Origin of the sequence: Nonomuraea sp. NPDC050786 (assembly GCF_040654115.1) — a bacterium.
Taxonomy (GTDB): Bacteria; Actinomycetota; Actinomycetes; order Streptosporangiales; family Streptosporangiaceae; genus Nonomuraea.
Map to the genome: position 1 here is coordinate 165,097 of NZ_JBFAHJ010000022.1, position 25,893 is coordinate 190,989.

The following is a 25,893-nucleotide window of genomic DNA, read 5'->3' on the forward strand; positions in this document are numbered from 1 at the left end:
CCTCCTCAGGCCACAGGGCGCGCCGCCCTCCTGTACACGCGGTTGAGCGCGGCCAGGGTGGCCGTCGTCGTCACGACGGCCACCAGGAGGATGAGCAGGTGCGATGGAGTGCGCAGGATTCCGAGAGCCACGATGAGCGTGGTGGCGCCACCGGGTGGGTGGGAGGCGTCGGTGAGCAGCATGCCGCCCGTGGTGAGGGCCAGCGCGATGATCACGGCCAGCGCCCGCCGCGCATCCGTGTGGGTCAGATCCGGCGCGGCCCTGGTCAGCCCGGTGACGGTGAGAGCCAGGTAGCCGCTGACGGCGCTGATGGCATGGCCGACGACGACGCGGCGCGGGGAGGCGGCGGGTGCCTGCGGTGTGGCGAGCGCCAAGTAGATCGTGGGGCCGAGTGAGGGGAATACGAAGGGCTCGCGGGTCAGGCAGGCGATGAGGGCGGGCACGCTGATGCACAGTGCGGCCCGTGCTGTGACAGCCAGCGTCCGACGGGCCCGTGACCGGGCCGTCGTCGCAGGCTGTGGCTCATTGACATCGGCAGGGCCGGTGGGGGCGTGATGACTCATCTGGTGAGGGCGCCCCTGCGTGACCGGTAGACGATGTACGGCCGGGCCAGGTAGGCGACCGGCGCCGCGAAGGCATGCATGAGGCGGCTGAAGGGCCACAGGGCGAACAGGGCCATGCCGAGCATGGTGTGCAGCTGGAAGATGAGCGGCGCGTGCGCGATGGCCGGCACGTCGGGGGACAGTTCGAACAAGCTGCGGAACCACACCGACACACCGAGCCGGTAGTCGTAGTGGGCGGTCGTGGGGCCGAGCAGGGTGGCGCACACCCCGGCGAGCAGCACGGCGGCCAGCACCGGGAACAGGAGGCGGTCGGCCCGCTGGGTGGCGCGCCGGACGGCTCGTACGCGCAGCCGCCGCCACAGCAGGACGCCCAGGCCCATCACGCAGGCCAGCCCGGCCAGCCCGCCCACGACGAGGGCGTTGAGCTGGTAGAGGCGTTCGGGCACGTGCGCCGCCTCGGTGACCTCCTCGGGAACGAGCAGGCCGACGACGTGGCCGGCGATGACGAACAGCAGCCCGAAGTGGAACAGCGGGCCGCCCACGCGCAGGAGACGGCTTTCGTGGAGTTGACTGGAGCGGGTGGTCAGCCCGAACCGGTCGTAGCGATAGCGCCAGATCACACCCGCTACGAAGAGCACCAGCACGATGTAGGGCAGCACGCCCCACAATGCGATGTTCAGGTGTGTCATCAGATGGTTCCTCTCGGGATGTCCGATGCGGGAACATGGCCGACTGCGGGAACGTGGTCAACTGCGGGAACATGGCCGACTGCGGGAACGCCGCCGACCGCAGAGACACGGCCGACGCTTTCCTGGGGCGGTCCCAGGACCGCCAGTTCGCCAGTGACGCGGCGGTCGGCCGGCGTGGGGCGTGGCAGGGTGGCCGCCACCGCCTCCACGACGGCGGCGTAGCGGCTTCGGTGGGAGACCAGCCCGGCCAGCAGCAGGTCGAGCCCGGGCCGGTGCTCGCGGAGCAGGCGGGAGCCGGCGTCAGGCACGCGGGCCGCGAACTCCAGCATCACGGGCAGGAAGTCGGGCAGCTCGCCGGTGTCCGGCTCCCAGCCATGAGCGCGGTAGACGGTCTTGATGTCCACAAGGGACTGTCCGCGCCTGCGGGTGTCGCCGTCGGCATAGTAGGTCATGTGAAGAGTGCGGCGCCTGGTGCGGTCGAAGGTGGACACGTATTCGGCGCCGGCCACGAGGGGGGAGAGAGCGGCCGCGTCGGCGCAGAAGGCGCGAAGCCGCCCTGCCGGGCCGCGGCGCACCGGGTCGAGCGCGGCGCGGACCAGTTCCAGCCGCCGAGGCCAGTCCTCGCCTGGATAGCACAGCAGGAGGGAGGCGGCCTGATGGATCAGGCGCAGCTCTGCCTGGTTCACCGGTCCTCCTGGAGGCGAGGCGGGAACAGCCCGTCGGGCAGGCCCTTGCCGTCCCAGTTCAGGAGGTTGACGCGACCACGCAGGCGATCGTCGCGGGTCACCGGAGGGCTGTGGAAGCCCTCGGCGAGCATGCCCGGTCCGCCGGGGCCGTCCAGACTGCATCCCCGGCCCCCGTCCTGACCTGTCGCCTGGCCGGCCGCGATGTAGGTGGTGGGAATGACGTACCGCTCGTCGTACTTGGCGAGGGAGAGCAGCCGGTACATCCGCTCAAGGGCGGCGACCTCCAGACCGGCGCCGGTGGCGGCCGACGGGTCAGGCTCCTCACCGAGGTTGATCGCGCGCATGTGGGTGCGCATGGCGGCCAGGCGGCGCAGCGCGGCCTCCACGGGGGCGGGGTCACCGGCGGTGAACAGCTCGGCGAGGTACGCCACCGGGATGCGCAAGCTGTCGATGGCGCCGAACAGGTTGCCGGCGTCCTCGCCGTCGTGCCCGGTCTGCGCGAGCGCATCGACGATGGGGGAGAGCGGGGGGACATACCAGACCATCGGCATCGTGCGGTACTCCGGATGCAGCGGCAGCGCGATCCGGTACTGGACGATGAGCTGGTAGACGGGTGAGCGGCGGGCGGCCTCCAGCCAGTCGTGCGGGATGCCCGCCGCTTCCGCGGCCGCGATCACCTCAGGGTCTTCGGGATCGAGGAAGCAGCCGAGCTGCGCCGGGTACAGGTCGTGCTCGTCGGTGACGGCGGCCGCCTCGCCCACCCGGTCGGCGTCGTACAGCATGACTCCTAGGTAGCGCAGGCGTCCGACGCAGGTCTCGGAGCAGACGGTGGGCTCGCCCGCCTCGATGCGCGGGTAGCAGAAGGTGCACTTCTCCGCCTTGCCGGTCTGGTGGTTGAAGTACACCTTCTTGTACGGGCAGCCGGACACGCACATGCGCCAGCCGCGGCAACGGTCCTGGTCGACCAGCACGATGCCGTCCTCGATGCGCTTGTACATGGCGCCGGACGGGCAGGCGGCCACGCAGGAGGGGTTGAGGCAGTGCTCGCAGATGCGCGGCAGGTGGAACATGAACGCCCGCTCGTAGTCCAGGCGTATGGTGTCGCTCACCTTGCGCAGCACGACGTCGGCGGCGAGCTGCTCGGGGCCGCCGCCGAGGTCGTCGTCCCAGTTGGGCCCCCAGGTCACGGCCGTGGGCTCGCCGTCGATCAGGGAGCGGGGTGGCGCGGTCGGCACGTCGTCGCCGAGCGGCGCGTTGATGAGGTTGTCGTAGTCGTACGTCCACGGCTCGTAGTAGTCGTCCAGCCGGGGAAGCTCGGGATTGGCGAACAGCGTGGCGAGACGGCGGATCCGGCCTCCGGCGCGGGGAACGAGCCTGCCGTTGCGCAGCCGCCAGCCGCCTTTCCACCGGTCCTGGTCCTGCCATCCACGGGGATAGCCCTGACCCGGGCGCGTTTCGACGTTGTTGAACCACACGTATTCGGTGCCCGCCCGGTTGGTCCAGGTCTGTTTGCAGGTAACCGAACAGGTGTGGCAGCCGATGCATTTGTCGAGGTTCATCACCATGGCGATCTGGGCCATCGGTCGCATCAGTAAGACACCTCCTGGGACCTGCGGCGGATGACGGTCACCGCGTCGCGCTGGTTGCCGGTCGGGCCGTAGTAGTTGGGCGCGAAGGAGAGCTGGCCGTACCCGCCGATGAGGTGGGTGGGCTTGATGAGCAGTTTGGTGAGCGCGTTGTGCACGCCGCCGCGCCGGCCTGCGGCCTGCGACTTGGGCACGTTCACCAGGCGTTCCTGGACGTGGTACATGAACACGGTGCCGGTCGGCATGCGGTGGGAGACCACGGCGCGCGCGACGACGACGCCGTTGGCGTTGACGGCCTCGATCCAGTCGTTGTCGGCCACGCCGATGGCCGCGGCGTCCTCGACGCTGATCCAGATGACCGGCCCTCCTCTGGCCAGGGTCTGCATGAGGAGGTTCTCCTGGTACTCGGAGTGAATGGACCACTTCGAGTGAGGCGTGATGTAACGGACGGTCACCGCCTTGCCCTCCCCAGGCGCGCCGGGCAGGCTCTCGCCCAGCGCCGCGAGATCCAGCGGGGGCCGATATACGGGCAGTTGCTCGCCCAGTTCGGCGATCCAGTCGTGGTCGAGGTAGAAGTGCTGGCGGCCGGTCAGAGTGTGCCAGGGTTTGCCGTGCTCGGTGTTGATGGTGAAGGGCGCGTAGCGGCGGTCATGGCCTTCCGCGCCCGACCATTCGAAGCTGGCCCCGGCGGGGACGGGGCGATCCTGGGTGTCGGAGAAGACCGCTCTGTGCCCGGCGACCGAGGCGCCCAGGTCGGACAGACGCGAGCCGGGTCCGCAGCGTTCGGCGAGCCGGTCGAACCCTTCGGCGGCGATCCTGCCGTTGGTCGTGCCCGACAGGGCGAGGATCGCCTCGCACATCTTGACGTCGGTGTCCAGGAGGGGGCGGCCCTCGGCGGGGCCTGCACCGGCCGTGCCGCACCGCGCGGCGAGCCAGGCCGCCTCGGGCGCGGGCCGTACGGTGACGCCCTTGACGGTCATGCCCTGCTGCTCGGCGAGCGGCCCGAACGCGGCCAGCTTGGCCGCGACCGCCGTGTAGTCGCGCTCCACCAGCGCCACGGCCGGCATGGTGCGGCCGGGTTCGGGCGGTGTGCCCGCCTCTCGCCAGTCGGGGACGGAGCCGCCCGGCTGGGCGATCTCACCGGGACTGTCGTGCTGCAGCGCCGTGGCCACCAGGTCGTAGGCGACGTCAAGGCGTCCGGCGGCCAACTCGCTCAGCTTGCGCGCCAGCGCGTGGAAGATCTCGAAGTCGGTGCGAGCGTGCCAGGGCGGGTTGATCGCCGGGGTGAAGGCGTGCACGAAGGGATGCAGGTCGGTGCTGGACAGGTCGTGCTTCTCGTACCAGGTGGCGGCCGGCAGCACCAGGTCGGAGAACAACGTGGTGGAGGTCATGCGGAAGTCCAGCGAGACAAGCAGGTCGAGCTTGCCGCGTGGCGCCTGCCGCCATGCGACCTCGTGCGGCCGGTCCTGCGGCGGAGCCTCCTCGGCGGTGGCGTTGTCGGGCGCGCCGAGCAGATGACGCAGGAAATACTCATTGCCCTTGGCCGAGGAGCCGATCAGGTTGGCCCGCCAGACGGTGAGCACCCGTGGCCAGTTCTCCGGGGCGTCCGGATCCTCGCAGGCGAAGCCGAGCCGCCCCGCCGCCACCTCGTCCGCGACCCAGGCCGACGGATCGCGGCCGCTCTCCCGTATCCGGCGGCCGAGCTCCAGCGAATTGGCGGTGAAGGTGGGATAGCTGGGCATCCAGCCCAGGCGCGCCGACTGCGCCACCAGATCCGCGGTGTGCCGCCCGGCGAACCGGCCGGGCCCCGTGGGGCTGGACAGCGCCCCAGCGGAGAAGCGTTCGTAGCGCCACTGGTCGGTGTGGAGGTACCAGTACGGCGTGCCCGCCATCTGGCGGGAGGGGCGTACCCAGTCGGCGGCGGTGGACAACTGCTGCCATCCCGCCAGCGGCCGGACCTTCTCCTGCCCCACATAGTGGGCCCAGCCGCCGCCGTTGACGCCCTGGCAGCCGGTGAGCAGCAGCAACGCCAAGAAGGAACGGTAAATGGTGTCGGAGTGGAACCAGTGATTGGTGCCCGCGCCCATCACGATCATCGCCCGGCCGCGGGTCTTCTCCGCGGTGGCGGCGAACTCCCTGGCGATCCTGGTCACCTGCGCGGCCGGGGTGGAGGTGATCCGTTCCTGCCAGGCGGGGGTGCCGGGGACGTCGGCGTCGTCGTAGCCGGTGGGCCACTGGCCGGGCAGGCCGGGCCGGCTCACGCCGTACTGGGCCAGCAGCAGGTCGAAGACCGTGGTGACCAGCCGGTCGCCGACGCGCCTGACCGGCACGCCTCTGCGCATCACACCGCCGGGTTCGTCGAAGCGCGGCAGCACCACCTCGACGCCGTCGCCATCAGGGGTGTAGAGCGTGAGCTCGGGGTCGAGCGCGCCGAGGTCGAGGTTCCATCGGCCGGTCCTGGAGCTCCAGCGGTCGCCCAGCGTGCCGTTGGGCGGCAGGGCCTGGCCGGTCGCGGCGTCGAGCAGCACTGGCCGCCAGCGGGCCATCTCCTCCTGATCGCCCAGATCGGCCGAGGTGAGGAACCTGCCGGGAAGGTAGCCGCCGTCACCGTGCTCCTCCAGATTCACCAGGAAGGGCAGGTCGGTGAACCGCTTGACGTAGTCGGTGAAGTACGGCACCTTTCGCTCGAGGAAGCACTCGCGCAGGATCACGTGTCCCATCGCCACGGCGACCGCGGCGTCGGTGCCGGGATGCGGGTGGAGCCATTCGTCGGCGAACTTGGTCGCATCCGAGTAGTCAGGGGACACGACGATCACCTTCTGGCCCCGGTAGCGCGCCTCGGTCACCCAGTGGGCATCCGGGGTGCGGGTGACCGGCACGTTGGATCCCCAGAGCATCAGATAAGCCGCGTCCCACCAGTCACCCGACTCAGGGACGTCGGTCTGGTCGCCGAACACCTGCGGCGACGCGATGGGAAGGTCGGCGTACCAGTCGTAGAACGACACCATCGGCGCGCCGATCAGCGACATGAACCGGGCGCCCACCGCGTGTGAGGCCATCGACATGGCGGGGATCGGCGAGAACCCGGCGATACGGTCGGGCCCGTAGGTCATGAGGGTGTGCACATGGGCCGCCGCGGCGATCTCCAGCGCCTCGTCCCACTCGACCCTGACCAGGCCGCCTTGGCCGCGTGCCGACTGGTATCGGCGCCGCTTGTCCGGATCTGTGGTGATATCCGCCCACGCGGCGACCGGGTCACCCAAGCGTGCTTTGGCGTCCCGGTACATCTCCACGAGAACGCCGCGGGCGTGCGGATAACGCACCCGGGTCGGCGAGTAGGTGTACCAGGAGAACGCCGCGCCGCGCGGGCAGCCGCGGGGCTCGTACTCCGGCCGGTCGGGGCCGACGCTCGGATAGTCGGTCTGCTGTGTCTCCCAGGTGATGAGGCCGTCCTTGACGTACACCTTCCATGAGCACGAGCCCGTGCAGTTGACGCCGTGCGTGGAGCGCACCACCTTGTCGTGGGCCCACCGTTGCCGGTAGGGGATGTCGTTCACCTTCTCCTCGTCGCGGTACACGGCCCGCAGGTCGGGTGTGGTGTCCGCACGGCGCAGCAACGTTCCCGCAGCGAGCAGCCGCGCGGCCGCGGTGTCCGCGGCGCGTTCGGCCTTCGTCAGGTATGAACGGATTCCGCCAGGCACGATGCATTGACCCCTTTTCTTGACGCTTGGCAGTGCGCACGCCGATTCGCGTAACGCTTTCAGCCACGACACAGGGATGTCGACTGGCTCTGACATCTTCGGTCAGTCGACTGTTTCTAGCATGCGACAGTGTCTATATGGAATCTGTTAGCTGAACGAACAGTTTCGCCATGACCGTAAACAGCGATTGGATCGCACGTTTATCCGGAAATCGCCACAACGTGGATATGCGGGTATATATCCCCGTGTTATTGGCCGGCCGCCTCAGTCAATTGGCGAAGCATGCGGAAAAGGGTCGTCCGTTCGGTGGGCGACAGCCTGTCCAGCGCCTGACCGATGCTGCGCCGCCGCACAGCGCGCAGCCGCTCCAGCACGTCGCGGCCCTCCGGTGTCGCCTGGATCCGGATCTCACGTCTGCTGTGGGGCGCCGGAGCCCTGCTCAGCAGCCCCGCCTCGTCCAAGCGGTCGACGACCCGCCCGGCTGCCGAGAGCGACATGTCCAGCCGCTCGGCAAGGGAGCTGAGATTCATGGGACCATGGCGGTCGACCGCAAGCAGCACCCGCAACCGCGTCACCGACAGATAGCCCAGCGCGGCCATCGCATCCAGCGTCGCCTCCACCAGCACCAGCGAGGCCTCTTCGATCTGCCACGCCGAGTCGTCCATATGCGCATCCTCAGCCGGTGTCGCGACCAGGCCCGGGTCTTCGCACGAAGAACGCCCGGGCACGGCGCCAACCCTATGGTCACACCCATGCGCAGTGATACCAAAGTCCTGAATCTGTAATAAACCCTTGCCACCGCCGGCCGAGGCGCCAGAGCCGGCGTCGCCGGCCGCGGCGGCCGTGGGTCAGCCGGCGAGGAGCTTCGCCTCGGGGATGGTCTGGCGCGTGATGGTGGGGCTGGACCAGTGGAGCTGGGCGATGGCGTCGTAACCGCTGTCGTAGAACTCCATCCTGATGTCGTGCGCTCCGGCGGTCAGCGCGATCTGGCCGCTGTCGTCGCGCTTGGAGTGGTCCGTCCAGTCGTCCACGACGAGCTTCCCGTCCACCCAGAGCCGGACGCCGTCGTCGCTCGTGGTGATGAACGTGTACGTCTCCGCCCGGTCGGCGATCACCTTCCCGGTCCAGCGCACGCTGAAGGTGTCGGCGGACACGGCCGGGTCGGGGGCGTTCGCGCCCCAGTCGAAGTTCACGCCGGGGTCGATCCGGGTGAGCTTGGGCGCGGTCAGGTCGGCGTTGTCGAAGTAGGTCGCCGACAGGCCCTGCTGGTCGACGACCAGCGTCGTGACCGAGCCCGCCGGCAGCGTCAGCGTGCCCTTGCCGCCGGCGACCGTGACCGTGCCGGTCCGGTGCGGGGTCCAGGCGTCGGCGGTGCTCTGCCAGACCGAGGCCGTGGCCGCCGTCAGGCCGGTGAACGAGAGCGTGGTGTCCAGCGGCTGGGTGCCGACGTTGACGAGGACGACGTTCTTGGCCGCGTCGGAGGCGAACACGTGCAGGAGGTCGCTGTCGGCCGTCGCCTGCACCATGGTCGTGCCGAACGGCCTGAACAGGCCCTCGCCGGTGAACATGCCGATGCCGTGGTAGATGGGCAGCGGCTCGCTGCGCTGGATGCCGCCCTCGCCGTTCGTGCTGGTCAGGCCGAGCTGCCCGTTCTTGTCGCCGTACTGGTAGGCGGCGGCCCCGGCGTGCAGGATCCGGCCGAGCGCCGCCGCGCCCCACAGGGTGTTGAAGTGGGTCAGCGTACGGTGGCCGTCGGGGTCGTCGAAGTCGGAGTTGAACTCGCCGATCTGGAGCTCGATCTTGCGCCCGAGCACGGACTCGGCGAGGGCGCTCACCTCCTTGAGGTCCGTCTCGTAGCCGCGGACGACGGCTCCCAGCAGGTTCTCGTCGGTGACGGCCTCGGTGCCGTTGCCGTAGTCGTGGTAGTCGAGGAAGTCGACGCGCTCCTTCGATCCCTCCAGGAACGTCCTGATGTAGGGCAGGTCGTTCCAGGCCGTGGCGGGGCCGCCGACGCGTACCGCCGGGTCCAGGGCGTCGAGGGCGTCGGTGATCAGGTTGAACCGCCGGCTGTACTCGGATGCCGACATTTCAGGCTTTTCTGGTGTGCAGGCGCAGTTGAGCTCGTTGCCGAGGATGAACCGCCGCACCGGCGTGCCGGAGGCGGCGAAGTGCCGATAGAGGGCCACCGCGTCGTCGCGGTTCACCTCGGCGCTCTGGCGCCCGTCCACCTGGAGGATGACGACCGGCTCGGCGCCCAGGTCGCGGATGGCGGCGATCCAGGCGTCGCCCGAGATCGTCGTGTCGCACTTGTAGCCGCCGCAGACGATGGGGCTGGCGTGGTTGCCGGGCTCCTGGTAGTGCAGCTCGATCCGCATCCGTCCTGGCTTCAGGGTGCGCAGGTGCTCGCGGTGCTTGGAGTCGTTCGTGATGTACGAGCCGTCGCCGTACCCGGTGATGCCGATGCCGTAGTCGGCGGCGGAGAGCGTACGGACCGGCCTGGTGAAGTCCACCGAGACGGCGGCGGACGCGGCCGCCTCCGCCGGAACCCCGGCCGGCCAGATCGCCGCGGCGGCGGCCAGGCCGCCCGCGAGAGCGGCACGCAGCGCGCGACGCGCCAATGCAGTCATTCTTCTCCTGTCACAAGATCCATGAAGACCCGTGGATCATGACATATGCGGATGACAGTGAGGTGAAATCAGGAAGAGCCGGAAAGGGCATGCGAAAAGGGCGCCCCAGGTCGGGAGCGCCCTTTCACGGCGGGGTCAGTTGGCGGGAAGCTTCACCGTCATGGGCTTGGTGAGCGGGTTGGCGTCCTGCTGGGCCCAGGCGCCGGTGGAGAAGGCCTCCGGGTAGTTCTTCTTGCCGACGCCGTTGCCCCACTTGGTGACGACGTACTCCACCTTGATGTGGCCCTCGCCGGCGACGCCGTCGACGCCCAGGGTGTCGGGGTTGAACCGGCCGCCGGTCAGCTCGGCGAACGTCTTGGCGTCCAGGTCGAGCATGACGCCGCTGCTGGAGGGGTCGCCGGGACCGCGGTCACCGACGAAGAAGGGCATCTTCTTGCCCTTGTAGATCACGTAGCCTTCGGTCATGAGCGGCCAGCTGGGGCTGGCGACCAGGCCCTTCTGCATGGGCTTGCCGGCGGCGGGCAGGCCGGTGTCGCCGGCCCGGCCGGAGGAGTCGTCCCAGAAGTACGACGCGACGGTCGAGCCCTTGAGCACGGCCTTCTGGGTGGTGCTGCCGGCGTCGGCGTCAGCGTGCGCCGCAGGCGCACCGACGGCCAGTGCCGTCAGCACGGAGGCGGTGAGCGCGGCGAAAGGGCGCAGGCATGCAGACATAGGTGTAGCGGGTCCTTTGTTCGACAACGGGGGGCAGGTACGCTCATAGACGCACGTAGCCGAGCATCAAGCCATACAGGTGCTACGTGGAGCGCTGGGGATCCAGCAGATCGGATCCCAGAGCCCAAGCGAGTGGTACCTTCCACGGGGGTAAGGTCCAGGTCACTCGCCGGTAACGCCACCTACGTTACGTGCGCATAACGGACAAAGGCAAACGAAAACCCATGAATCGGACAAAGATCTACGTTCGAGGGTAAAGACCTCAGTTAGATGTCCTTCCTGGACACCCGCAGAACCCCTGCGGCCATGGGGATGGCGATCCAGACCAGCGCGGACACGGCCAGCCTGGCAAGGTCGCCGCCGGACACCTCACCGCTCGTCAAGGCGCTGGTGGTGCTGTTGAGGTCGAGCCACCCGGCCAGGGCCGCTCCCACGTGGCCGAGCTGCCCGACGGCGCTCCACAGCATGGGCATCACAAAGTAGATCACGATCGCGGCGGGCGCGTTCAGCAGCAGCGCGCCCATGGCCAGCCCCTCGGCCGTCAGGATCACCATCGTGGCGATCCAGCCCAGGACGGTGTGCGGCGCGACCTGCCAGACGGCGGGCACGCCCTGCGCGGCGGAGACGGCGGCCGTCACCGGGGCCGCGGCCAGCAGCGCGAGCAGGCAGGCCGCCACGGCCGCGACCAGCGGCGGCAGGCACTTGGCCGCCAGCACGCGGCCCCGCCTGGGTTCGAGCGCGAACGTGGTCAGCGCCGTGCGGTGGCTCCACTCGCCGGTCATGGTGAGGATGGCGAGGACGGGCAGCAGCGTTCCGAACGCGATCGCCGAGGTCCCGGCCAGGGTGAAGAAGTGCGGGCCCGCGACCAGGCCGCGGGCGGCCACGGAGCCGAGCCCCAGTGCCACCAGGACCGCGGTGAGGATCTTGCTGGTGCGGGTGTCGAAGAGCTTGCGGGTCTCGACCCGTACCAGGGTCATGAAGGAGCGCCGCCCTCCGGCGGCGCCTGCCGGGCCGAACCCGGCGGTGACGTCAGCGGCGGTGTCGGTCATGAGGCGCTCCTGTCGGCGTTCGCGGTCAGGTCGAGGAAGGTCTGTTCGAGGCCGCGGCCCCGGCTCAGCTCGGCGACCGTGCCCTGCGCGAGCACCCGGCCGCGCCCGATCATCACGATGTGCTCCGCCACCTGCTCCACCTCGTGCAGCAGGTGCGAGCTGAGCAGCACCGCGCACCCCGCCCCGGCCAGGTCGCGCAGCAGCCCCCGCATCCACTGGATCCCCTGGGGGTCGAGGCCGTTGGCGGGCTCGTCCAGGATGAGCGCCCGGGGCCGGCCGAGCAGGGCATGGGCGATGCCGAGCCGCTGCCGCATGCCCAGCGAGTAGCCGCCCACCGCCCGGCCGCCCTCCTTGCCGGTCAGCCCCACCAGTTCCAGGACCTCGTCCACGCGCGACTTCGGCAGGCCGAGCAGCATCGCGCCCAGGATCAGGACCTCCCGCCCGGAGCGGCCCGGATGCTGCGCCCCCGCGTCCAGCACCGTGCCCACCTCGAACCCCGGCCGCTCCAGCTCGGTGTACGGCCGCCCCAGCACGGTCGCCGTGCCGGAGGTCGGGCGGCAGAGCCCGGCCAGGACGCGGAGCGCGGTGGACTTGCCCGCCCCGTTGGGCCCGAGAAACCCGGTGACGGTGCCCGGCCGCACGGTGAAGGACACGTCGTCGAGCGCCTTCACCCCTCTGTACGCCTTGCTGACGTGCTGAAATTCGATCACCGCCCCAGTCCATCGGAGAACCCGGCCCGGCCTCATCGGACCTGGGTCGAGCGATGCGCGCGCCAGGGCTACCGCCATCGCCGCCGATGTAGACCTGGGGCGGTACGGAGATCGACCCGGGTCGCTAAGACGACGCCGCGACGGTCCCTAGGCTGGGGTCGTGTACGACCCACTGCCCCTCGACAAGCTGGGCATCGCGCTGCGCTACCTGCTCGCCGCCCTGCCCCTGCTGATCTCCTCCCTCCCGCTGATCGCGATGTCCTGGCGTCCCATGAGCGCCGACGGGGTCCGGGGCCTGCTGGCCGACATCGCCCTGGGCGTGTTCGCGCTGGCCCTGATGTCGTGGCGGCGCCGGTGGCCGTGGCAGATCGCGCTGGCGACCGCCGTGCTGACCGTCCACTCCTTCTCGGCCATCGGCCCCGCCGTGGTCTGCCTCGGCTCCCTGGCCATGCGGCGGACGTGGCGCCAGTACGTGCCGGTCGGGCTCGCGTTCTGGGTGTGCATGGTCGGCTCGACCGCGTGGTACGGCACCGGCCAGATGGCCATCGCCTACGGGGTGGCCGGGGTCGGCGTCCTGACCGGGGCGGTGCTCCTCGGCCTCTACCTGCGCGGGCGCCGCGATCTGGCCGCCGTGCAGCGGGAGGCGGAGCGCGCGGCGCAGCGGCAGCGGGTCGAGCAGGCCCAGCTGGGCGAACGGCTCAAGATCGCCCAGGAGATGCACGACGTCCTCGCGCACCGGATCTCCCTGCTGGCGATGCTCGCCGGCGGTCTGGCCTACCGTACGGACCTGTCCGCCGAGCAGACCCGCGAGACCGCCCTGGCGATCCAGGAGAGCGCCCACCAGTCGCTGAACGAGCTGCGCGCCGTCCTCGGCACGCTCCGGCGCGACGGCGGCATGGAGGCGCCGCAGCCGACGCTGGCCCACCTGGACGCGCTCTTCGAGGAGGTGCGGGCGGCCGGGCAGCAGGTGGAGGTGGACGACGCCATCGACGGGCGCGAACTGCTGCCGACACAGACGGGACGGCACGCGTACCGGATCGTGCAGGAGGCGCTGACCAACGCGCGCAAGCACGCGCCGGGCAGCCGGGTGCGGGCCGAGCTGGGCGGGCGTCCCGGCGAGGGGCTGCGCATCCGGGTGAGCAACCCCGCCCGGTCCGGCGCGGCGGCCGGCCCCGGTGGCCGGCTGGGCCTGGTCGGCCTGGCCGAACGCACCCGCATGGCGGGCGGCACGATCACCCACTCGGTGCAGGACGACCGTTTCGTCCTCGACGCGCGGCTCCCGTGGGAGGCTTGACGCCGTGATCAAAGTCGTGATCGTGGACGACGACCCCATGGTGCGCACCGGCCTGCGCCTCATCCTCGGCGGCGAGCCCGACCTGGAGCTGGTGGGCGAGGCCGGGGACGGCCGGCAGGCCATGGCCGTGCTCCGCGACCTGCGGCCCGACGTCGTGCTCATGGACCTGCGGATGCCCCACCAGGACGGGCTCACCACCATCGAGCTGCTGCTGGGCCGCCCGGCGCCGCCCCGCATCCTGGTGCTCACCACGTTCGACGCCGACGACATGGTGCTGCGCGCCCTCCAGCTCGGCGCCGCCGGCTTCCTGCTGAAGGACACGCCGCCGCCGAAGATGATCGAGGCCGTCCGCACCGTGGCCAGGGGCGAGCCGGTGCTGTCGCCCAGCGTGGCGCAGCAGGTGATCGCGGCGGCCACCGGCAGGTACGCGGCGCAGCGGCCGGCGGCTCAGCGGGAGCTGGCCAGGCTCACCGAACGCGAACGGGAGGTCGCGATCGAGCTGGCCAGAGGCAGCTCCAACGCCGAGATCGCGGCGAGCCTGTCCGTGAGCGTGGCGACCGTGAAGGCCAACATCACCCGCATCTTCGCCAAGCTGGGGACCGACAACCGGGTGCACGTCGCGATGAAGGTCCGCGACGCGGGGCTCCTTTAGGCGTTCGACATGACGGACTGATCACTCCTGCCCGGTTGGCCGTCTCCGCCTCCTCTGCATCGGCTGATCGAGGCGGGCCGGGCCGTGACGGGTCTTCAGCCCGTCGGCGGGGAGACCGGGCCTGCGTACCTGATCTCCGAGCAGCAAACAATGGCCGGGCGGAACGAGGAATTGGCGGGGTGCCCGACGGAAATTATAGGGCGCTCAAAATTGCGGGATAAGCGTGCTGGTAAACCCCGTGACACATTGTGGACACCAGCCTTGTCAAACCGGACGCACGCGCGCACAGTCGAAGCAAAGAATCCGGGCCTTTGGAGGGCATATGGAGGAAAAGGGCACACCAAATTCCCGCAGCAGAAACGCAATAAGGGGTCTGTTCTCCGCCGGCCTCGCAATAGTCGCCGCCGCCTTCTTCGTCGCGCCGCCCGCAGCGGCCCTGGCCCTGCCGACGCCGAAGGAATTCGTGTCGAACCTCGACCTTGAGTGCTTCAAGACCACTTCGTACCAGCCGCCGGCCACCACATTGGTGCTGCGCCACCTCAACCCCGTGCTCGGCAACCTGCCGACCGTGCAGGTGACGCTGGGCCAGCGCGAGCAACTCTGCGTCCCGGTGGCCAAGAACAACCGCATCCCGCCGGCGAATGTCCTCGACTTCGTCAGGTTCGTCGACCTGTCGTGCTACCGGGTGACCGGGCCCTCGATCAACCAGAAGCTGGCGCTGCGCCACCTGAACCCGGTCCTGCAGAACGTGCCGGGCATCACTGTCACGCTGAACATGCCGCAGCATCTGTGCGTGCCGGTCGCCAAGAACGGCATGGTCCCCGCCCCGGACATCCTGCGGGTCATCTCGCACATCGACCTGCTGTGTTACGCGCACCTGCCGAACCCGTCCATGAATATGCCCCTGACCCTCACCCAGCTCAACCCCGTGCTGGTCAACCAGATCCCCACTGGGACCGCCCAGGTCACCGCCGCCCGCCAGCTCTGCGTCCCGGTGCAGAAGGCCAATGACGCGATCCCGTCGGACGTGCTCGATGTCGTACGCTGGATCGACCTGGAGAAGTTCGACATCAGCAGCCCGGCCATCTCTCCGGTGCCGCTGACCCTGAAACACCTGAACCCCGTGCTGGGGAACCTGCCCGCCGAGGAGCTCAGGCTTACCGGCGCTGCGCAACTGGCAGTCCCCGTCTCCAAGAACGGAATCGTGCCGCCCGGCTGATCCACCTCCGCGACCGGGCCAGCTGACCGGCCCGGTCGCGCTGGGGCGTCCCCGGCCATCGGCTGACCGGACGGGCGCCAAGGCACCGAAGTCAGGCGTAGTGCCGGTAGACGGCCTGGGCGGCGCAGGCGGGCTTGGCCGAGCCGTCGATCTCGACGGTGAAGTCGCACACCATCTGGACGCCGTTGTCCGGCACGTCCTCGACCGAGACGACCGTGGCGGCCAGCCGGATCTTGCCGCCGGCCCTGACCGGGCTGGGGAAGCGGACCTTGTTGAGGCCGTAGTTGATGCTCATCGTCACGCCCTGGATGTCGACCAGCTCGTGGTACAGGGGGATGACGAGCGAGAGGGTCAGGTAACCGTGCGCGATGGTGCCGCCGAACGGGCCGGCCGCGGCCCGTCCCGGGTCGACGTGGATCCACTGGTGGTCGCCGGTGGCGGCGGCGAAGGCGTCGATCCGCTCCTGGGTGATCTCCAGCCAGGAGCTCGCGCCGAGGTCGCGCCCGGCGAGCGTCTTGATCTCCTCCAGGCCGCGCACGGTGATGGTCATGCCGGGTCCTTCCCTTCGTCGGAGCCGAGGCCGAGCAGGCGGGCGGCGTTCTCTTTGAGGATCTTGGGGCGTACCTCGGGCTTGATGTCGAGCTTGGCGAAGTCGGCGAGCCACCGGTCCGGGGTGATCATCGGGTAGTCGGAGCCGAACAGCACCTTCTCCTTGAGCAGGGTGTTGGCGTATCGGACGAGCTGGGGTGGGAAGTACTTCGGCGACCAGCCCGACAGGTCGATGTGGACGGACGGCTTGTGGGTGGCCACGGCCAGCGCCTCGTCCTGCCAGGGGAACGACGGATGGGCCAGGATGATCTTCAGGTGGGGGAAGTCCACGGCCACGTCGTCCACGAGCATCGGGTCGGAGTACTTCAGCCGGATGCCGCCCCCGCCCGGCACGCCCGCGCCGATGCCGGTCTGGCCGGAGTGGAACAGCGCGATCGCGCCGAGCTCCTCGATCGTCTCGTACAGCGGGTAGGCCATCGGGTCGTTCGGGGCGAAGCCCTGGACGCTCGGGTGGAACTTGAAGCCGCGTACGCCGTGCTCGGCGACCAGACGGCGGGCCTCCCGCGCGCCCGCGCGGCCCTTGTGCGGATCGACGCTCGCGAACGGGATGAGCACGTCGGCGTGCGCGGCGCAGCCCTCGGCGATCTCCTCGTTGGAGATGCGCGGATGACCGGTGGCGTGCTCGGCGTCCACGGTGAACACGACCGCGGCCATCTTCCGCTCCCGGTAGTAGGCGGCCATCTGATCGATGCCCGGCCGCTCGTGAGAGCCGAAGTACTTCTCCGAGGCGCCGGCCAGCGCCGGGCTCAGCGAGCCGTGGCCGTCCTTGGAGACCTCCACATGGGCGTGCACGTCGATCGCGACCAGCTCGGCGACGGCGTCGGAGGACAGGTCCATGGAGGCGAAAGTAGGCACTTTTCTGACGATCGTCAAGCATCTGCCCAACGAGCACCACGTCGAGCGATCGTCGAGAGAGACTCCACGACGCCGCTGGACCATCCCTTCATGGAAGGTGGGGAAGAGCGGTACGGAGACCGGCTCTACTCGCATGAGGACCCCGCTGAGGCCGACCGCCTCGGGGCCTTGGCGCAGGTCTTCGACCCGTACTCGTTCGAGCGGCTGCGGCCTGTCGTCCGTCCGGGAACTCGCGGCTGTGACGTCGGGGCCGGGCTCGGAACGGTCGCCCAGTGGCTGATGAGCAGCTCCGGCGCGGAGACGACCGTGATCGACACCGATGTCCGCAACCTCGGCGGCCGCGGGTTCAAGGAGATCCAGGGCGACATCACCGACCCCGCCTTCGATCCCGGCCGGTTCGACCTGGTGCACGCGCGTTTCGTCCTGATGCACCTGCGTGAGCGGGACGCGGTGCTGAGGCGCATGGCGACCTGGGTGCGGCCCGGCGGCTGGCTGGTCGTCTCCGACTCGTGCGAGCTGGGCGCGCCGACCTCGCCGTGCGCGGCGTACCGGGAGACGGCGGCCAAGGCGGGCGAGCTGGCCGCGCGGACGACCGGCAGCGACTTCAACGCGGGCCGGCGGTATCCGCGGCCCATGGCCGAGCTGGGATTCTCGGAGGTCGGGTTCGCGGTCGACGTCCCGGTGATCGAGGGGGGCGGGGCACTGGCCCGGTTCTGGGCGCGCACGGCGAACGCGGCCCGCCCCGCGCTGGTGCGCGAACTCGGGTCCGAGACCGTCGACGACGCGCTGGCGTACCTCGCCGATCCGGAGACCCGCGACATCGGGATCGCGATGGTCACCATGTGGGGGCGCCGCCCCTGACCGCGCTCCCGCAGCGCAACCCTCATCGCCACGCCTCCGGAGGCATCTGATGACCGTCACGGAAATGCTGTTCAATCCGTTCGCCCCAGGCTTCACCGACGACCCCTATCCGACCTATCGCCGGATGCGCGAGGTCGATCCGGTGCATGAGCATCCGTTCGGGTTCTGGATCCTGAGCGCGTACGACGACATCGCGGCGCTGCTGCGAGCCGGGCTCTCGGTCGACGACCGGGAGGTCACCGGCGGCCAGATCCGCGAGCAGATGGACCAGCTGGACCTCGGCGTGCTCAACCTGTCCATGGTCCATCGCGACCCGCCCGACCACACCCGGCTGCGGTCACTGGTCAGCAAGGTGTTCACCACGCGCTCGGTCGCGGCCATGGAGGGCGAGATCACCGGGCTCGTCGACGCCGCGCTCGACCGGATCGAGGCGGCCGGGCGCGCCGACCTCGTCGAGGAGCTGGCGTTCCCGCTGCCGTTCGCGGTGATCTCGAAGATGCTCGGCATGCCGCCGACCGACCATGCCCGCATCCGGGAGCTGACCGGGGTGCTGGCGCTGTCCCTGCAGGTGGTCACCGATCCGGAGGTGCTCAAGCGGATCGCCGAAGCCGGCCGGGAGATGACGGCGGTGACCAGGGAGCTGATCGCCTGGAAACGGGCGAACCCGGCCGGCGACCTGTTCAGCGCGCTCATCGCCGCCGAGCACGAGGGCGGCAGGCTCAGCGACGACGAACTGATCGCGCAGGTCGTCATGCTCTACATCGCGGGGCACGAGACGACCGTGAACCTCATCTCCAACGGCACCGTCGCCCTGCTCCGCAACCCCGGCCAGCTCGCCCTGCTCCGCGCCCGGCCGGAGCTGGCGGCCAACGCCGTGGAGGAGTTCCTCCGCTACGACAGCCCGGTCCAGCAGTCCAAGCGGATCACCCTCGCCCCCTACACCGTGCGCGGCCGTACGATCCCCGCCGGCACCTTCGTCTTCGCCTGCCTGGCGTCGGCCAACCGCGACGAACGCTTCTGGGGCCCGGACGCCGACCGGCTCCGGCTGGACCGCCCGAACGCCCGCAGCCACGTGTCCTTCGGCGCGGGCCCGCACCACTGCCTCGGCGCGGCACTGGCCCGGCTGGAGGGCCGCGTGGCCATCGAGCGCCTGGTACGCCGGTTCCCCGGCCTGGCGCTTGACGGCGAGGTGGAGTGGAACGGCAGGATCAATCTGCGTGGCCCGGCAAAACTTCCGATAAGCACCGGTGACAAATAGAACGCTCTGGCCCGCGCCACCGTACCGAGGGCATGGAGGTCAACCGGACTGGCCGCCGCGCGCCACGTACGGGAAGGAGTGGTGCTCGTGCGCGACCACCCACCGGCCGTCCTGCCTGCGCAGGCCGAGGGTCAGGCGCAGCCGGTTGGCGGGGTCGCGGCGCAGGTCCTCCTCGGTGCCGCAGCGCAGCAGGGCGTACGCGAAGGCGATGTCCTCGCCCGCGGTGACCTCCAGCGACTCGATCGCGAACGAGGCCCCCTGCGCCTGCCAGCGGAAGAAGGGCGGCCAGACCTTCAGGTACGCCTCAAGACCGCGTAGCCCTTCGTAGGGCGGCGGCACGTCGTACATCACGATGTCGTCGGCGTGGTCGGCGGCGACGCCCTCCAGGTCGCCGCGGTGCACCGCCTCGGCCCAGCGCTCGATCAGGGTCCGGATCAGCGCCTGGTCCCGGGTCTCCACCGGCATGGTGTCGTCCTTTCCGAATCGGTCGGGTTCGGTTCGTCAGGACTACAACCCGGGCAGGGCACGGAACTCATCGCGGTAGCCCTGCGGCGTTGTTCCGGGTGGCGAAGAAGGCGAGGGAAGACTGCCGCCCCCGCGAGAATCGCGATGCCACCGGCCACCGCGCCCACCAGGAGGCAGATGAGCCCGCACACGGCCAGGACCCCCGAGCTCGCCGGGCCGGTCGCGTTCGTAGCGGCGGATCATCTGGCCGGTAGGCCGGTCCAGCCATGCCAGGCGGTGCAGGCGATGTCTGGTGAGGATCCGATGCACGGTGGACGGCGCCAGCCCGAGGACGGGCCCGATACGGGCCGGGCACGGTCAGCCGGGCGTTACGGTGGGACACGTGGCCTCCGCGCGGTGCTGTCACGGTCAGGAGTGCCCGATGATCCGGTGTGGCCGGTAGGGGGCCTCCAGCCGGGCCGTCTCCTCCTCGCTCAGACACACGTCGACCGCCGCGATCGCGTCGTTCAGATGGCCCACCTTGCTCGCCCCGACGATCGGCGCGCTCACCCCGGGCCGTGCGAGGAGCCATGCGAGCGCGATCTGCGCCGGTGGCAGGCCTCGTTCGCCGGCGATCGTACGCACCACGTCCACCACGTCGAAATCCGCGTCCTCGTACATGCTGTCGGCCAGCTGGTCGCTGGCTGATCGCAGCGTGCGCGGCCCGCTGTCGCGGTGGCGGCTGCCGGTGAGCAGGCCGCGGGCCAGCGGGCTCCACGGGATGACGCCCACCCCCTGGTCCAGGCAGAGCGGGATCATCTCCCGCTCCTCCTCCCGGTACACGAGGTTGTAGTGGTTCTGCATCGACACGAACCTGGTCCAGCCGGCCGTCAGGGCCGTGTGCTGGGCTTTGGCGAACTGCCAGGCGTACATGCTGGAGGCTCCGATGTAGCGGGCCTTACCGGCCCGCACCACGTCGTGCAGGGCCTCCATGGTCTCCTCGATCGGCGTCTCGTGGTCCCAGCGGTGGATCTGGTACAGGTCGACGTAGTCGGTTCCGAGCCTGGCCAGCGAGGCGTCGACGGCGGCCAGCACGTGTTTGCGGGACAGCCCTCGGTCGTTCGGGCCCGGCCCCGTCGGGAAGTAGACCTTCGTGGCCAGAACGTAGTCGTCGCGGCGCGCGAAGAGCTTGCCGAGCAGCCGCCCGGTGATCTCCTCGCTCACGCCGTCGGAGTACATGTCGGCGGTGTCGAAAAACGTCACACCGGCCTCGACCGCGCGCCGCACGATCGGCTCGGCCGCGTCCTCGCGCAGCAGCCACTCCCAGGAATCCGGATCGCCGTACGTCATCATGCCCAGGCAGATCCGGGAGATCCGCAGACCTGACGAGCCCAGCCTCATGTATCGCATCTCGTCACCTTTCTGTGAGGGCGCCGTCTTCACCGTGGGCAGAGGAGGCCGGGCGTTCCCGATGGAGCGCGACTGAGAGCACCACGAGCCCGACTCCGGCCAGCTCGGCGAGTGAGGGGAGTTGCCGGAGCACCACGGTGCCGATCGCCACCGCCGTGGCCGGGAGCAGCGCCACCAGCAGCGCGTACGTCGACCGAGCCATGCGTGCCATGGCGAGCTGATCGCACACGTACGGGATCACCGACGAACAGATCCCCACTCCGAACCCGGCGGCGAGCACGACCGGGTCGAGCGCCGCCGGAGCGGCCTGCCAGACGGCCACCGGCGCGACGAACACGCAGGCGGCCAGCATGGCCGCGGCCAGCCCGTCGATGCCGCTGACACCGTGCAGGCGCCGAGCCGTACGGTGGGCCAGCACGATGTAGGCAGCGAACAGCACCGCGTTGGCGAAGGCGAACACCAGCCCCAGCGGCTCCCCGGCCAGCTAGACGCCGGTCAGCACGTGTACCCCGCTTACCGCCGCCACGAGTGCCACGAGGTTACGCGCCGTACGGGCACCGAGCGCGGCGAGCACGATGACCGGCAGGAACTCGATCGCGGCGACGGTCCCGAGGGGCACGCGGGCGATCGCCAGGTAGAAACAGACGTTCATGGCCGCGAGCACCGCGCCCCAGGCGGCGATCGTCCGCCGCCCCTCGGCGTCGAGCCGCGCGAGGATCCGCCAGGGACGACGCCAGAGCGCGAGAACCAGCGCGGCGCTCCAGATCCTCAGCGCCGCGACCCCGAGCGGGGCGAGCCTGGCGAACAGCAGCACGGCGAAGGCCGGGCCGAGGTAGTGGAAGACGGCGCTTGCGATGAAATAGGTCCATGGAGGCGCTGCGGAGAGCACAGCGCGAGGGCTGGTGGGCGGCATGACGCCATCGTCGGTCAGCCCGTAGTTTAGGAGAATGGCGAACCGAAGGATCAGACCCGAGCGGACATACGAAGCGAAGGGACTCGACGCCCTCGACCTTCGTATCCTCGCCGAGCTGCAGGTCGACGCCAGAGCGAGCTTCGCCGAACTGGGCCGCCGGGTCGCCCTGTCCGCGCCCGCGGTGGCCGACAGGGTGCAGCGGCTGGAGGAGAGCGGGGTGATCACCGGCTATCGCGCCGAGGTCGACCCGCGGGCCCTGGGCTTCCCGGTCACCGTGATGGTCCGGATCCGCCCGATGATCCGGGAGCTCCAACGCATCTCCAAGATCGCCCAGGAGGTTCCCCAGATCGTCGAGTGCTACAGAATGACCGGCGAGGACTGCTTCTACTTCACGATGCACCTGCGGACGGTCGACGAGCTCGAACCGATCCTCGACCTGTTCACCCCGTACGGTCACACGACCACGTCTCTCATCCACACCGCGCCGGTGCCGCGCCGCCCCCTGCCCCTGGAGTGATGTTTCATGACGCTTCCCGCGCGGCGCCCGACGTGCCTCTCACGGGCCCTGGCCGGGCCTCGATGCCCTGGAGCTGGCGACGCTTGAATACCTCGACCGGTACAACCACCGCCGTCTCCATACCGCCTGCGGTCACCGACCGCCCGCGGAGTTCGAAGCCATCTCCTACACGCGGCAGCGCCAAGAGGGCGGGGCCGCCGTGGAGCGAGCGAGGTGTCTCAGGAAGTGGTGAGGGGCGCGCGGGACCACGACCGCGCCCCGGTCGTCCCGGCCGCTGACGCCGGGCCGTAAGGCCACGGCTGCCTGACCTGTTCTAACATTCGATCACATTTCAGGTAGCGGCGGATCAGGGTTCACGGAAGTCGGCGGCGACCCCGACCAGCGAGATCAGCCCGGACGCGAACTCCATGGCCTCGGCGTGTCCCTCCGCGAACGGCGGCTGGAAGCCCACGCCCTCCCACGCCCGCGTCGCGGGGTTCCACAGGTCGGCGCCCACCTCGAAGTCCCAGCCGTAGACGCCGTGCTCGTACCAGAGCTCGTCGGCGGAGTTGCCGGCGGCGGAGTAGAGCACGTCCGTGACCGGCCCCGTCTGCTGCGGCCAGGTGACGGTGCCGCGCTCGGCGGCGATGGCCTCCTCGATCGTGCGGGCCGAGCGCAGGAAGTACGCCTCCTGCTGGGCCGTGGGCCTGGGCAGGGTGACGCGGCCGTCGAGCTTGTAGGCGCCGGGCGGCCACATGAAGTAGCCGCCGTAGCTGTGCACGTTCATGGCGAATTTGATGTTGGGGTACGCCTGCGCCAGCCACATGACGTTGCGGCTCTCGGGCTCGGAGTGCTCGGCCGGTCCCGCGTACGTGCCGCTCTGGCAGTTGGCCGAGGCGCCGAAGTACCCGTCGGAGAGCGAGCCAGTCGCGTAGTTGCGGTTGACGTCCACGCCCCAGGTGTTGCGCTGCGCCGGGTCGGACTGCTGCGGCGGGCAGTGGTTCGTCATGTTCTTCCGCTGGGCGTTGAAGTCGTAGAAGCTGTAGTTCGCGCCGTCCGGGTTGACGGTCGGCACGATGAAGATGTCGGTGCGCTCCAGCAGCCTGCGGGTGGCCTTGTCGTGGGCTTGGTTGCGCAGCAGCCGCTCGGCCGCCTCGACGACGACCAGGGGCGCCACCCACTCGCGGGCGTGCTCCTGGGCGTAGGCGAGCACGCCGGTGCGGGTGCCGTCGCGGTGCGCGCCGATGCGCAGGGCCAGCACCCGCGCGGGCGCCCGGGAGACGTCGGCCGGCGCGTGGAGGAAGTCGCTGAGCTGGGTGAGCGGCGCGGGCGCCATGATGCCGGCGCCCGGGTCGGCCCGGTAGGTGGTGGCCTTGACGCCGCTGCCCTTGGTGGTGTTGCTCCAAGAGGCGTTGCCCCCGACGGCGTTGCTCGAGGAGGCGTTGCCCCCGACGGCGTTGCCCCCGACGGCGTTGCTCGCGGTGGCGTTGATCGCGGCGGCGACCTGGGCGGCGGTGCTGGCGGGCGCCCCCGAGCCGTCGGTGGCCAGGCTGACGGTGATGATCTTGCCGTTCACGGTGACCCGCAGCGGCCTGCCGGGCACGCCCGGGTCGGCCAGCTCGACGGCCAGGTCGTTGCCGCCTTCGGAGCCGTAGGCGTCGGAGGTGACGACGACGGCCGCGGCCGGCGGCGTCCCGATCAGGGCCTGGGCGTGCCGCCGGTAGCCGTTGGTCGGGTACGGCAGCGTGATCAGCTCCGTGAGCTTGGGGAAGCGCCGGTGCAGCGCCCTGATCCGCTCGTTGAGCTGCGCGGGCGGCATGTACTGGGTGACGAAGTCCTTCTGGTAGCCGGGGCCGGCCCGGTCCGGGCGCTCGCCGTCGGGCCACGCTCTGACTCTCGCCTCAGCCGTGCCGCCGGTCGCCGAGGTGACGGTGACCCACTGCGGCCGGCTCGTGGCCGGCACCGGGGCGCTGAACTGGTGGCCCAGGTACGCGCCCGCGTCCACGTACGGCGTCATCGGCGCCCGGCCGGTCGAGCCGCCCTGGCCCGTCCACGTCACGCTGAGCGTGGCGGCCTCGCCGGCGCTGCTGGACGCCTCGACGGACAGGAAGTACCCGTCGCGGGACCTGAACCAGACCGCCCGCTCGACGACCAGCTGGTCCTTCGCGGCGGTGGACTGCGCCGTGGCCGGGGGCGGCGGCGTCTCCGGGGCCAGGCTCGCGCCGAGCGCCTGGTAGGCCGCGAGCTGGCTGGGCGTGACCACCGCGTCCACCTGGACGCTGCCGTCCGGCTGCGGCCGCATCCGCTCGGTGAGGTCGGCGCCCGAGGCCGCCAGCCGCTCCATCGCCGTCCGGTCCGGCACGGAGAGCGTGACCAGCGAGGCCGGCTCCGGATCCTTCGGATCGGAGGGTGCGGCGACGGACGTGGCCGGGGGATCCGCGGCCGCGAGCGTCGTGAGAACGATCATCAGAACGACAGCGGACGCTCGCAAGCCGCGCATCGGCCCCTCCTGGATCACCCGTTTGAGGCTCCATTGAAGGCGGAGATGATCGAACCGGCAAGGACCCCTGCCCGCGCGGCGGGTTCCGCGTGCGTCAGGTGGTCGTGGCGCGCGGCGCGTGCCACGGGCGGGCGTGGGCGTCGACGATCGAGGCCAGGTGCCGGAGCCGCGGCACGGAACGGGTGCGCAGCTCGGCGGCCACATCCCCGCGACCCACCACGTCACTCCAGACGGCCCGCCCGGCGAGCATCCCGGAAGCGCCCGCGCGGCAGGCGGCGCGCACGGCGGCGGGGAAGTCGTCCCGCTCCACGCCCTGGGAGAGCACCACCCACGGCACCGGGATCACCTCGTCGAGCCGTGCGCACTCCTCCACCAGCCGCTCCTCGGGCGCGGCCCCTCCGAGCGGCACCTGCGCCTTGTAGAGATCGGGCCGCAGCCCGGCCAGCTCCCTGGCGGCCGCGCGGATCGCGGCAGGCCCGTCGAAGGGCCCGTCCGCCCCGGCCGGGGGCCTGGCGACGCCTTCGAGCACGGAGAGCAGCCCCGCCTCGGCGCAGCGCCGTACGAACTCGGCGGCGGTCTCCAGGCGCCGCGCGCGGTGCTCGTCGTCGCGCCAGATCAGCAGCAGCTTGGCGGCCACCGCCCCGGCCCCGCGGGCGGCGGCCAGATCGACCCGCTCGTCGATGGAGGTGTCCTCGACGGGACCGTCGGGGTCCTGCCGGAGGAGGTCAACGGCGATGATGAGGCCGCCCGGGACCAGGCCCTCGGCGGCCACCCGGCCGAACCCGTACTCCTGGTCGATCAGGAAGCCCGAGGCGTACGGGCCGACCTCGCGCGCCACCGCCAGCTTGAACCCGGTCAACGTCTCATCGCCCACCCGCTCGCCCGTCGCCGCCGCGAACATCTGCCTGAGGCTCTCGCGCTGGTCCATCGCCACCATGGCGAACCCGCCGGAAGGGCGGGCCAGCAGGTCGAGCGTCGGCGCGGGGGTGCCGCTCTGCGGACTGGTCATGAGTGCTCCGATCGTGGTCGCGAGGGTTCTCCGATGGCCCCGCTCCGGTCG

Annotated in this window: 24 protein-coding genes and 1 pseudogene; 6 read left to right on the plus strand and 19 right to left on the minus strand. The window is 70.5% G+C overall.

What is annotated here, in order from left to right; translation table 11 throughout:
- Positions 1-5: 5 nt before the first annotated feature.
- From AB0H84_RS33715 to AB0H84_RS33760, 10 genes are all read right to left on the minus strand, one after another.
- Positions 6-443 carry an HPP family protein gene (locus AB0H84_RS33715; protein ID WP_357613338.1) on the minus strand — a complete coding sequence of 146 codons (438 nt, stop codon included), beginning with the start codon at positions 441-443 and terminating at the stop codon, positions 6-8.
- Between the two features lie 116 nt (positions 444-559).
- A complete protein-coding gene (gene narI, locus AB0H84_RS33720; RefSeq protein WP_357613341.1) occupies positions 560-1,252 on the minus strand; it encodes a respiratory nitrate reductase subunit gamma in 693 nt (230 codons plus the stop codon).
- Positions 1,252-1,938, minus strand: coding sequence for a nitrate reductase molybdenum cofactor assembly chaperone (narJ, locus tag AB0H84_RS33725; RefSeq protein ID WP_357613344.1), 687 nt, complete (start codon positions 1,936-1,938; stop codon positions 1,252-1,254). The genes narI and narJ overlap by 1 nt, the downstream gene beginning before the upstream one ends.
- Positions 1,935-3,527, minus strand: a complete 1,593-nt coding sequence (gene narH, locus AB0H84_RS33730) for a nitrate reductase subunit beta (protein WP_357613346.1) — start codon at positions 3,525-3,527, stop codon at positions 1,935-1,937. The genes narJ and narH overlap by 4 nt, the downstream gene beginning before the upstream one ends.
- Complete coding sequence (locus AB0H84_RS33735) at positions 3,527-7,225, minus strand: nitrate reductase subunit alpha (protein ID WP_357613349.1); 3,699 nt, start codon at positions 7,223-7,225, stop codon at positions 3,527-3,529. The genes narH and AB0H84_RS33735 overlap by 1 nt, the downstream gene beginning before the upstream one ends.
- Positions 7,226-7,473: 248 nt before the next feature.
- A complete protein-coding gene (locus AB0H84_RS33740; protein ID WP_357613352.1) occupies positions 7,474-7,890 on the minus strand; it encodes a MarR family transcriptional regulator in 417 nt (138 codons plus the stop codon).
- 183 nt (positions 7,891-8,073) lie between these two features.
- Entirely contained in the window at positions 8,074-9,852 is a 1,779-nt protein-coding gene (locus AB0H84_RS33745; RefSeq protein ID WP_357613355.1) for a PA14 domain-containing protein, read from the minus strand.
- A gap of 135 nt (positions 9,853-9,987) precedes the next feature.
- Positions 9,988-10,563 carry a hypothetical protein gene (locus tag AB0H84_RS33750; RefSeq protein WP_357613358.1) on the minus strand — a complete coding sequence of 192 codons (576 nt, stop codon included), beginning with the start codon at positions 10,561-10,563 and terminating at the stop codon, positions 9,988-9,990.
- A 266-nt stretch (positions 10,564-10,829) separates the two neighbouring features.
- Positions 10,830-11,612, minus strand: a complete 783-nt coding sequence (locus AB0H84_RS33755; RefSeq protein ID WP_357613360.1) for a hypothetical protein — start codon at positions 11,610-11,612, stop codon at positions 10,830-10,832.
- Entirely contained in the window at positions 11,609-12,322 is a 714-nt protein-coding gene (locus AB0H84_RS33760; protein ID WP_357613363.1) for an ATP-binding cassette domain-containing protein, read from the minus strand. The genes AB0H84_RS33755 and AB0H84_RS33760 overlap by 4 nt, the downstream gene beginning before the upstream one ends.
- 160 nt (positions 12,323-12,482) lie before the next feature.
- Here AB0H84_RS33760 and AB0H84_RS33765 point away from each other — a divergent pair, with 160 nt between their 5' ends.
- The 3 genes from AB0H84_RS33765 (at position 12,483) to AB0H84_RS33775 (ending at position 15,487) form a co-directional block, all read left to right on the plus strand.
- Positions 12,483-13,616 (plus strand): histidine kinase, encoded by a 1,134-nt coding sequence (locus AB0H84_RS33765; RefSeq protein ID WP_357613365.1) that lies wholly within the window; start codon positions 12,483-12,485, stop codon positions 13,614-13,616.
- Between the two features lie 4 nt (positions 13,617-13,620).
- Positions 13,621-14,268: a response regulator transcription factor gene (locus AB0H84_RS33770; protein ID WP_357613368.1), complete on the plus strand. Its 648-nt coding sequence runs from the start codon at positions 13,621-13,623 to the stop codon at positions 14,266-14,268.
- 322 nt (positions 14,269-14,590) lie between these two features.
- Positions 14,591-15,487, plus strand: a complete 897-nt coding sequence (locus AB0H84_RS33775; RefSeq protein WP_357613370.1) for a hypothetical protein — start codon at positions 14,591-14,593, stop codon at positions 15,485-15,487.
- A gap of 91 nt (positions 15,488-15,578) precedes the next feature.
- On the opposite strand, the gene AB0H84_RS33780 is transcribed toward AB0H84_RS33775, so the two are convergent.
- Together AB0H84_RS33780 and AB0H84_RS33785 are read right to left on the minus strand one after the other, a co-directional pair.
- On the minus strand, positions 15,579-16,037 hold the full coding sequence (locus AB0H84_RS33780) for a MaoC family dehydratase (protein ID WP_357613373.1): 459 nt from the start codon (positions 16,035-16,037) through the stop codon (positions 15,579-15,581).
- On the minus strand, positions 16,034-16,933 hold the full coding sequence (locus AB0H84_RS33785) for an amidohydrolase family protein (protein ID WP_357613432.1): 900 nt from the start codon (positions 16,931-16,933) through the stop codon (positions 16,034-16,036). The genes AB0H84_RS33780 and AB0H84_RS33785 overlap by 4 nt, the downstream gene beginning before the upstream one ends.
- 108 nt (positions 16,934-17,041) lie before the next feature.
- Here AB0H84_RS33785 and AB0H84_RS33790 point away from each other — a divergent pair, with 108 nt between their 5' ends.
- Positions 17,042-17,812 (plus strand): class I SAM-dependent methyltransferase, encoded by a 771-nt coding sequence (locus AB0H84_RS33790; RefSeq protein ID WP_357613376.1) that lies wholly within the window; start codon positions 17,042-17,044, stop codon positions 17,810-17,812.
- 49 nt (positions 17,813-17,861) lie between these two features.
- Entirely contained in the window at positions 17,862-19,070 is a 1,209-nt protein-coding gene (locus AB0H84_RS33795) for a cytochrome P450 (RefSeq protein WP_357613379.1), read from the plus strand.
- 39 nt (positions 19,071-19,109) lie between these two features.
- On the opposite strand, the gene AB0H84_RS33800 is transcribed toward AB0H84_RS33795, so the two are convergent.
- The 5 genes and pseudogenes from AB0H84_RS33800 to AB0H84_RS33820 form a co-directional block, all read right to left on the minus strand.
- Positions 19,110-19,535, minus strand: a complete 426-nt coding sequence (locus tag AB0H84_RS33800; protein ID WP_357613382.1) for an SgcJ/EcaC family oxidoreductase — start codon at positions 19,533-19,535, stop codon at positions 19,110-19,112.
- Positions 19,536-19,739: 204 nt separating this feature from the next.
- A pseudogene (locus tag AB0H84_RS33805) lies at positions 19,740-19,886 on the minus strand (IS481 family transposase); the annotation flags it as partial.
- Positions 19,887-19,943: 57 nt separating this feature from the next.
- Positions 19,944-20,924, minus strand: a complete 981-nt coding sequence (locus AB0H84_RS33810; RefSeq protein WP_357613385.1) for an aldo/keto reductase — start codon at positions 20,922-20,924, stop codon at positions 19,944-19,946.
- 4 nt (positions 20,925-20,928) lie between these two features.
- Positions 20,929-21,384 carry an EamA family transporter gene (locus AB0H84_RS33815; RefSeq protein WP_357613388.1) on the minus strand — a complete coding sequence of 152 codons (456 nt, stop codon included), beginning with the start codon at positions 21,382-21,384 and terminating at the stop codon, positions 20,929-20,931.
- Between the two features lie 24 nt (positions 21,385-21,408).
- On the minus strand, positions 21,409-21,837 hold the full coding sequence (locus AB0H84_RS33820) for a hypothetical protein (RefSeq protein ID WP_357613391.1): 429 nt from the start codon (positions 21,835-21,837) through the stop codon (positions 21,409-21,411).
- A 34-nt stretch (positions 21,838-21,871) separates the two neighbouring features.
- Here AB0H84_RS33820 and AB0H84_RS33825 point away from each other — a divergent pair, with 34 nt between their 5' ends.
- Positions 21,872-22,354, plus strand: a complete 483-nt coding sequence (locus tag AB0H84_RS33825) for an Lrp/AsnC family transcriptional regulator (RefSeq protein ID WP_357613394.1) — start codon at positions 21,872-21,874, stop codon at positions 22,352-22,354.
- A gap of 346 nt (positions 22,355-22,700) precedes the next feature.
- Here AB0H84_RS33825 and AB0H84_RS33830 read toward each other — a convergent pair whose 3' ends face one another.
- Both AB0H84_RS33830 and AB0H84_RS33835 read right to left on the minus strand, forming a co-directional pair.
- Entirely contained in the window at positions 22,701-24,800 is a 2,100-nt protein-coding gene (locus AB0H84_RS33830) for a M14 family metallopeptidase (RefSeq protein ID WP_357613397.1), read from the minus strand.
- A 127-nt stretch (positions 24,801-24,927) separates the two neighbouring features.
- Positions 24,928-25,842: a hypothetical protein gene (locus tag AB0H84_RS33835; RefSeq protein WP_357613399.1), complete on the minus strand. Its 915-nt coding sequence runs from the start codon at positions 25,840-25,842 to the stop codon at positions 24,928-24,930.
- Between the last annotated feature and the right edge of the window lie 51 nt (positions 25,843-25,893).